This is a genomic window from Desulfomarina sp. (assembly GCF_054039375.1).
In genome coordinates, this window is record NZ_JBPLBA010000116.1 from 1 (window position 1) to 6,816 (window position 6,816).

Genomic DNA, 6,816 nt, shown 5'->3' on the forward strand with positions numbered 1-6,816 from the left:
AGCCCGATTTTCCCACGTTAGGTGTTGATAACTCTGTTGATAACATGGTTAAAACACTGTGGATAAATTTTCTCAGCGAATGATTTTAACGTTGACAGACTACCTCAGAAGTCTGTGAGCAATTACAGTTCAGAGGTAATAAAATCATAGAGTTGCTACCCCTGTGACCAGTTACGTTTTCAGGGCATTTTTTTAGAATTACATACAGTTCCAGATCAATGTATCAATGATCAAAAGTCATTGCAATGCGATCCTTTAAAATAGCTGCTATTTCCGTTCGCAGGCGATTTGCTTTGATGGGTTTGGAGATATATCCGTCCATTCCCGTCGCAAGACATTTTTGTCGGTCGCCTTTAACGGCATAGGCTGTCATGGCAATAATCGGGATATGGTTTCCCGTGGCTTTTTCTTTTTCACGTATGATTCTTGTGGTTTCATAACCATCGAGTTCAGGCATCTGGATATCCATGAGAATGAGGTCAAAACTGTTTTTTTCGAGATATGCAAGGGCCTGTCTGCCGTTTTCTGCCGTGGTGATCTGCCAGTTGTCCCTTTGGAGAAGAGTAACTGCCAGGGTCCGGTTGATATATTCATCTTCAACCAGAAGAATAGTGCACGGCCTGCTCTGAAGCTGTGGCAGCGGATCGACCGGTTCCATCGGGAGACTGCCTTTTTTTCTTTCATCCGGGCAGGTCTGAAAGCAGGCCGTGAAAGAAAAAGTGGTGCCTGTTCCCGGACGGCTTTTTACCCGGATATTTCCTCCCATGAGTTCTACCAGCTCTGCGGCAATGACCAGGCCCAGCCCGGTTCCTCTCTTGTTTGCATCACGTGTAGTATCGATCTGGCTGAACGGTTTGAAGATTGTGTTCAGTTTTTCTGCAGGAATGCCTATTCCTGTATCCGATACCTGGAAATGAAGAGAGAGCTGTCCGCCGGTTGCCGGAATGTTGCCGGCTCTGCCGATTGTGAGCGAAATTGAGCCGGATTCAGTGAATTTCAAACCGTTATGAAGCAGATTGATGAGTATCTGGCAGAGTCTGCCCGCATCTCCATAGAGGACGGTGGGGATGGAAGGATCACAGTTGATCACCAGGTTGATATTTTTCTCCGCTGCTTCCAGGGCCAGGGTTTCCATGGCGTCGGCTATGGCATCACGAAATTTAAAAGGTTTCAGGTCAAGCTGGAGTTTGCCTGCTTCTATTTTGGAAAAGTCGAGGATATCATTGATCAGTTCGAGGAGTCTCTCGGCCGAAGTATGAACCATTGTCAGGTAACTTCTCTGGCGGGGGGAAAGGTCCATATCAAGGACCAGTTCCGTCATGCCGATTATTCCGTTCATCGGGGTGCGGATTTCATGGCTCATATTGGCAAGAAAGGTGGATTTGTTTTTTTCCGCTCTTTCCGCCTGCTCCTTGGCAATTTTTAACTCCTCCAGGGCGAGTCTCCGGTTCAGTGTGTCCCCCACGTGACGGGCAACATGGGCCATGAGGATTTTGTCTTTTTCAGTGTATATGACGTCCTGATAACTCTGGACAATTACTGCCCCCGATTTTTCTGTAAGGTAAAAAGGTGCGCCCAGCCAGGAATGTGGTTTCTTTCCTGAAAAACTGATCCTGTTTTCCCGGCATATAAGATCAAAATTATCCGGGGTAAGAAGAAGGGTTTTCCGATTTTTTATCATATGAGCAATAAGAGGATGCTCGTCCATGTCAACTGTCTGTCCCTGGGATTGTTTATCATAAGCATCTGCAAAATAAGGGAAATTAATGATATTGGAATCATTTCTTTTTTCCATCAGGGCTATAATAAAGTTGGGGGCATGGATCAACCGGCCAATTGCATGGTGGAGAGAAATATAAAAATGTTCTATTTTTTCAACGCTTTGTGATTGTTCGCTGATTGTGTAGAGGGAAGTTTTCAGTTTTTCGGAGTATTCCAGGGAATCAAGGGATGCCTGCAGGTTTTTTATAATTGCAAGATCATGCAGGCATGAGCCGATACTTGCGGCAATCGGCTGCAGAAGTGAGAGGAACTGTGTTGAAAATAACTGTTTCTCCCGGCTGCCGAAGTAGAAAAGGGCAACTGGTTGATCTTCGTCCATGACCGGGAAAAGCAGATGGGAAAAATTCCCCGTTGAGGCAAAAAACGGTGGTCTTTTTTCCATGCCATGGTGTTCTGCAGTTTCACCTTTTTTGAGCCTGGTGGGAAAATACCTGTGGGTTGAAGGGATTGCGACAGGCGTATGCTGCCGGTTGCAGGCTGCTGAAGAAACTGGAGAAAACAGCCTGGTGGACAAGTCGGGATAGTAGATTTCTGATGAGAATTGACTCAACTTCGGAAAAAAATCCCGGTGAAGAAAACCAGACAGTTCTTTCTCGGATGAAACAGATCTCAGACCTGTGATCAGGTATGTTAGCAGGGTGGGGAAATCGGAAGCGGGGAGAATGGCGCTGTCATGCATAAAGCTGGATATTTCCGGTTAGTATTTTTTGTTTGAGAAAAGCTATCATCTAATCATATCAGAAAATGAGTGTCCATTGAAGGGAGAGGAATTTTTTTTCTTATTACGCACAAAATTCAGCCTGACGCTTGTGAGTCAATAAAGAACCAGGAGTAAGGGCAGTTGCGGTTTGGCTTGTGTTTATATATAATCTTGAATCTGTCACGGTTTCGGGTTTAGAAAAACAGCCGCTGATTTTTTATGACAACGGTGTAGCAATGGGAAATGACACTTTCAGCATAACAACAGAGACATCATGGTTTAAACGCATCGGTAATGCATTCAAAGGTATCCTGGCAGGCATAGTGATGGTTTTACTTTCCCTCGGCCTGCTTTTCTGGAACGAGGGAAGAGCCGTGGAGCGTTATAAATCACTGGTAGAAGGTGGCGGAAAGGTTCTTTCTATTGATAAGAATCGTGTTCTTCCTGAAAATAATGGAAAACTTGTCCATGTGAGTGGAAAAACGGAAACTGAAGAGGTTTTAACTGATCCGGATTTCGGTATTACCGCTTCGGCAATCAAGTTGATTCGTCATGTGGAAATGTACCAGTGGCAGGAATCGCGCAGGACGAAAAAGAAAAAGAAACTCGGAGGAGGTGAGGAGACGGTAACTACCTACAGTTACAGGCAGGAGTGGTCCGGCCGGCTTATTGATTCAGGGGGATTTCAGCAGCGGGACGGCCACGAAAACCCGAAGGTAATGGCGTATGGGCCAAAAACAGTAATGGCTTCTCATGTTCGTCTTGGCGCATTTACCCTGCCCCAATCACTCCTCACAAGGCTTGGAAACAAGGTGCCTTTCCCTGTGCCTGCAGATGTCGAACCGCAGGGGGGAGCTGCCGGGAGCATCAGGCATGGTGGTGGTTTCTACCTGGGGGATGATCCGGCTCATCCTAAAACCGGTGATATGAGAATCAGGTATTTTGTGGTTTTACCGACGGAAATAAGTATTGTCGCACGCCAGGTCAGTTCAACTTTTGAACCTTATCATACTGTTGCAGGTGGTGATATAGAGTTGCTTGAGACTGGTATTCATACTGCAGATTCAATGTTTTTAAAGGCCAGGCAATCCAACACTGTATTGACCTGGGCGCTTCGTTTCGCCGGTTTTTTCCTGATGACGGTCGGTTTGAGCATGATCCTTTCTCCCCTTGTTGTTTTTGCCGATGTCGTACCGATGATCGGTTCGATTATTGGGGCTGGAACGACTGTTGTCGCTGCGTTCTTTTCTGCTCTGTTGACATGTGTAACCATTGGTATTGCATGGCTTTTTTACAGGCCGCTGCTCGGTCTTACTGTTCTCGGGGGTGCTTTTCTCATTGGTGTGCTGCTTTTCCGTAAAATCAGAAGGAGTGAGCCGGTTATGCCGCCCCCTGTACCTCATGAGGAACCGCCATCTGTGCCCTGATTTTTAAATACTTTCCGGCTCAAAAAAAATCATAGAGCTGCTGCCCCCGTAAGGAGTTACAGTTTATCCGGCAGCAAGGATATTTTCTATTGTTCCGGCTAATGTTTCCTGGTCTACCGGTTTCATGAGAAAGGCTTTTATACCTATTTCACGGGCTTTCTTTTCGGAAATCTGTTCATTGAAACCGGTGCAGAGGATGATGGGGATATCTTCTCTGACGGCGAGTATTTTCCGGGACAGGTTATCTCCAGTCATTCTGGGCATGGTCATGTCCGTAATAACTAGGTCAAAATCTTCGGGAGATGTCCTGAATTGTTCTATTGCTGCCATGCTGCTGGTAAAGCCGGATACCCTGTAACCCAGCCTCTTCAGAAAAGATTCAGCTATTTCCACCAGGCTGCTCTCGTCATCTATGAACATGATATGTCCGGTCCCCCCCCTGGGTGGACTTGAAACAGAAGAGACAGGCTGTATCTCCCGATCTATTACTGGCAGGAAGACAGTGAAGGTTGAACCACAGCGTATTTCGCTTGTTACTGTTATTATACCTTTGCAGTTTTTGACGATTCCGTGGACGACTGATAATCCAAGGCCTGTGCCGCTCTCTTTACTTCGAGTCGTGAAAAATGGATCAAAAATTCTGTTTTTAATTTCAGGTGCGATTCCACTGCCTGTGTCTTTGACGATGAGCTGGAGATAGCGTTTGTTTTCCATTTCCGGGTGTCCGGCCAGGAGATGGGGGTCATTGACCGTAGTCTCGGTAAGGGTTATGCTTAAAACTCCACCGTCAGCCATGGCCTTTCCGGCATTGGTGCATAGATTCATTACAATTTGATGGATCTGGGTCGGGTCTCCAAGTATCAGGCTGTCCGAGATGATCTGTTTTTTTATTTCGATGGAGGTGGGCAGCGAGGCACGCAAAAGCTTGAGTGCTTCGTTGACAACCAGGGAGACCTGAACAGGCTGGAGCTCTTCTTTTGATTCCCTTGCAAAAGTAAGAATCTGTTGAACAAGAGACCTGGCCCGATTTCCCGCATCCAACACTTTTTTCAGGTGATTTTCAGCCTGTGAGTTTTCAGGAAGATGGAGGAGGGTGAGTTCAGAGTAGCCGAGAATTGCTGAAAGGATATTGTTGAAATCATGGGCGATTCCTCCAGCAAGCGTTCCGATTGCTTCAAGTTTCATTGATTGTGACAGTTTTTCTTCCATCGCTTTTCTTTCTGTGAGATCACGCATCGCCGCCATCCGGATATTTTTCCCCTCGTGTTTCATCTCCCGTACCCGAATTTCCATAGGAAAAAGTGATCCGTTTTTGTGCTTTCCCGTCACCTCATAGGGGCCAAGATCCTTGTTTTTCACTTTTTCTTTGACGATTTCAAGGCACTCTTCTGAAAAGATCAATTCCATTATCCGTTTGCCGATCAATTCCTCACGACTGTAGCCGAAAAGATCAAAAAAGACTTTATTAGCCTGAAGCAGGTGTCCGTCCTCATGGATGGATATTGCTTCCCAGCCCGCATTGGCCAGTTGGCGGAAACGCTCTTCACTGGTTCTAAGTGCTTCTTCCGCGGCAATGCGCTTTCGGATATTGAAAACAAGAGTGAGGATAGTGAGGAGAAGGATGGCGATAGAGACAGTGACTACCTGGATTTGAGCTTTGTACTCATCATAAAATGAGTGAGGTTTGTTGATGATGATGGCCTGGGGTGGTAACCTGGATTCTTTCAGGTTGAATCGTTTGAGCTGGTTGTAATTGAAAATTGTTTTATTGCTGCCCTGTTCAATTACCGGAATACTCTGGGCTGGTGTGCCTGACAAGATTTTCCTGCTGATCACGGCCATTGCCCTTCCCTGGTAATAGCCACTGATAACCTTTCCCCCGATAACTCCTTTTCCGATGTTAAACCGCAGCAGGCAGTAAATCGGAACCCTGCTTGCTTTTGAAAGCATTTCTCCGACGCGTTCATAGGTAAAATAGTTTCCGTCCCGGTCGGAAAAATAACTGCCCAGCAGGATGAGTGTGTCTTTTTCCAGCCCGGCAATTGTCTTCATAAGGGAACCGATAGGGAGATTGTCCGCATATTTAATTGTGATATCCGGACTGATATGCCGTAATTGTCTGGAGATATCGTGAGCCCAGGCTCGGCCGGTCACCAGGTAATCGTTAATGACAAAAATTCGGGATACATTTGGATGAAGCCGGAGAGCCATTTCTGCTGTTTCCCGGGCGGAGACAATTTCAGCAACACCCGTAAAATTTTCAATATCCGCTATCTGCTCATAATTGAAACCGTTCACACCACAGAATGACACCGGGACACCGGGAAAGAGGACATCCCGGTGTTTGCGCAGGAAATTATAACTATTATTGTCTGAGGATAGAATCAGGGAGAATTTGGTGTTTTTATATTTTGTTTTCAGGTAGTTGTAAAAAATATCATAGTATTCTGCAGAATGATGTTTTTTAGAGTCCATGTTTTCCACATGGAGAGAAAGATTGTTTTCGTCCGGGCGGAGAACGTCTTCCACTCCCCGTACGATGTCTTTGACCCAGGTCATTCTCTGGTGATAGGAGTTCAGCAGAAGGATATGTCTGCTTTCCAGCGGATTAATTGCAGGTGCGGGGCTGGATTGGCCGGGATCTGCGGTCGCATGGCCCGGGAGAAGACAGAGCATAAGTGTCAGCATGAAAAAGAGGATGGGGCCGGATCCGTATCGCATTTCGGAGACCTTCAGGCAGACATTGATGATTGTGTTTCTTTGTTTAGTGCCTGTCCATAATTAGTCTTTTTGCCCGATACCTGCGTTGCCGATAAATTTTATCTTCGGAATATCAACAGTATGCCTACGGTAAAATTTCCCGTGCGTCTTGATCTCGAACAAAATCCTCATTTTTGGACAGACACT

Annotated in this window: 3 protein-coding genes; 1 reads left to right on the plus strand and 2 read right to left on the minus strand. The window is 46.1% G+C overall.

What is annotated here, in order from left to right; all coding sequences use genetic code 11:
- Positions 1-223: 223 nt before the first annotated feature.
- On the minus strand, positions 224-2,461 hold the full coding sequence (locus ACXLDX_RS06725) for a GAF domain-containing hybrid sensor histidine kinase/response regulator (RefSeq protein WP_457576424.1): 2,238 nt from the start codon (positions 2,459-2,461) through the stop codon (positions 224-226).
- Positions 2,462-2,718: 257 nt separating this feature from the next.
- On the opposite strand from ACXLDX_RS06725, the gene ACXLDX_RS06730 reads away from it, so the two are divergent.
- A complete protein-coding gene (locus ACXLDX_RS06730) occupies positions 2,719-3,909 on the plus strand; it encodes a TMEM43 family protein (protein WP_457576425.1) in 1,191 nt (396 codons plus the stop codon).
- Between the two features lie 63 nt (positions 3,910-3,972).
- Here the strand turns inward: ACXLDX_RS06730 and ACXLDX_RS06735 are convergent, their stop codons facing one another.
- Positions 3,973-6,630 (minus strand): hybrid sensor histidine kinase/response regulator, encoded by a 2,658-nt coding sequence (locus tag ACXLDX_RS06735; RefSeq protein WP_457576426.1) that lies wholly within the window; start codon positions 6,628-6,630, stop codon positions 3,973-3,975.
- Between the last annotated feature and the right edge of the window lie 186 nt (positions 6,631-6,816).

What these genes read in the sequence shown, in the direction of transcription:
- ACXLDX_RS06725 (WP_457576424.1), bottom strand. Translation starts at nt 2,461, where the DNA reads ATGCATGACAGCGCCATTCTCCCCGCTTCCGATTTCCCCACCCTGCTA.
- ACXLDX_RS06730 (WP_457576425.1), top strand. Translation starts at nt 2,719, where the DNA reads ATGGGAAATGACACTTTCAGCATAACAACAGAGACATCATGGTTTAAA.
- ACXLDX_RS06735 (WP_457576426.1), bottom strand. Translation starts at nt 6,630, where the DNA reads ATGCGATACGGATCCGGCCCCATCCTCTTTTTCATGCTGACACTTATG.